This window comes from Mesorhizobium waimense (assembly GCF_003601975.1).
GTDB classification, from domain to species: domain Bacteria; phylum Pseudomonadota; class Alphaproteobacteria; order Rhizobiales; family Rhizobiaceae; genus Mesorhizobium; species Mesorhizobium waimense.
Window position 1 is genome coordinate 1 of record NZ_QZWZ01000142.1, and the last position, 1,927, is coordinate 1,927.

Below are 1,927 nucleotides of genomic sequence, written 5' to 3' on the forward strand. Positions count from 1 at the left end.
GCGCTCAACACCCAGCTCTCCTATCTGCAACAGGTGTCGCTATTCGCCCGCCACTTCGGCAAGTCGCCGGACGTGCTCGGGCGCGAGGACATTCGGACCTATCAGGTCTATCTGACCAACGAGAAGAAGATGGCGTCCGGTTCGATCCACACCGCCATCGCGGCGCTGCGCTTTCTCTACAGTGTGACGCTCGAAAGGGACTGGGCGCCTGAAGAGGTCCTCCCGTTCCCCAAGAAGCCGCAGAAGCTGCCGATCATCCTCAGCCCCGAGGAAGTTCAGCAATTCCTCGGCTGCGTCCTCAACGTCAAACACCACGCCATCCTGACCACCTGCTATGCCGCCGGCTTGCGCATCTCGGAGGCGGTTCAGCTGAAGACCACGGACATCGACAGCCAGAGAATGGTCATCCGCGTCGAGCAGGGCAAAGGCCAGAAGGACCGTTACGTGATGCTGTCGCCCAAGCTGCTGGAGATCCTGCGCAGCTATTGGAAGGTGCGCCGGCCAGAGGCGTGGCTCTTCCCCGGCGATCGTGCCGGCCAGCCGATCACCAGGGATGCGGTGGGACAAGCCTGCGCGAAAGCGCGCGACCTCTCCCGCTTGCCCAAACCGGTCACGCCGCACAGCCTGCGGCACGCCTTTGCCGTCCATCTATTGGAGGCCGGCGCCGACGTGCGCACCATTCAACTGCTGCTCGGTCACCGCAGCCTCGCGACCACCGCCCATTACCTGCGGATTGCCACCAACAAGGTCTGCGCCACGTCGAGCCCGTACGAGCTCTTACCGCGTCCGGCCCCCACCCCGCCGCCGCCGGCCAAGCCTCAGTACTTCTGAGCTCAAGCCGATGGCCCGCTCGGGGCCGGAGGTGGCGGATATATTCCGCCGCTATGGCGAAGCCTATCGCGTGCAGCATGACGCGTCGCTCAGCACCGCGCAGCGTCGCGTCATGACGGCGATCGAACTCTGCCGCACCGCCGCGCTCGGCGGGCATATCGAGCAGTGCGATCAATGCGGCCACCAGCGCATCGCCTTCAACAGCTGCCGCGACAGACATTGTCCCCGCTGCCAATCGCTGGCCCGCGCGCAATGGCTGGAGGACCGTCGCGCCGAGCTTCTCGACACCCAGTACTTCCACGTCGTCTTCACGCTGCCGGGTGACATTGCCGCCATCGCCTATCAGAACAAGGCGCTCGTCTACGGTCTGCTCTTCCGCGCCACCGCCGAGACACTGCGCACCATTGCCGCCGATCCCAAACACCTGGGTGCCGAGATCGGCTTCTTCGCCGTGCTGCACACCTGGGGGCAGAATTTGCTGCACCATCCCCACCTGCACTGCGTCGTCCCAGGCGGCGGGTTCTCGCCGGACGGCACGCGATGGATCGCCTGCAAGCCCGGCTTCTTCCTGCCGGTCCGGGTGCTCTCACGCCTGTTCCGACGCTTGTTTCTGGAGCATCTGGAGAAAGCTTTCGCGGCCGGCCAGTTGAAGTTCTTCTCTAGCTTGCAGGCCTTGAGCGAGCGCGACGCCTTCCGGCGCTATCTGGCGCCCATTCGAAAGGCCGAGTGGGTGATCTTCGCCAAGCCGCCCTTCGCCGGACCCGAACAGGTCCTCGACTACGTCGGCCGCTATACGCACCGCGTCGCCATTTCCAACAATCGCCTCGTCGCCATCGAGGATGGCACCGTTCGTTTCCGCTGGAAGGACTATCGGCACGGCAATCGGCAAAAGGTCATGACCATCTCGGCCGACGAGTTCATGCGCCGCTTCCTGCTGCATGTCCTGCCCGACGGCTTCCATCGCATCCGCTATTACGGCTTCCTCGGCAATCGCCATCGCGCGCAAAAGCTCGCCCACTGCCGCGACCTGCTCGGCATGCCGGCTCCAGAGGCGTCGAACAGCTGCTCGGCGAAGGACTACCGCGACCGCTACGAG

2 protein-coding genes are annotated in these 1,927 nt (G+C 64.6%); both read left to right on the forward strand.

The window, feature by feature from the left end:
• The coding region (locus D3227_RS40215) for a tyrosine-type recombinase/integrase (RefSeq protein WP_120019449.1) at nt 1–831 on the forward strand (831 nt) is incomplete at its 5' end.
• 10 nt (nt 832–841) lie between these two features.
• On the forward strand, nt 842–1,927 hold a 1,086-nt coding region (locus tag D3227_RS40220), incomplete at its 3' end, for an IS91 family transposase (RefSeq protein ID WP_120019450.1).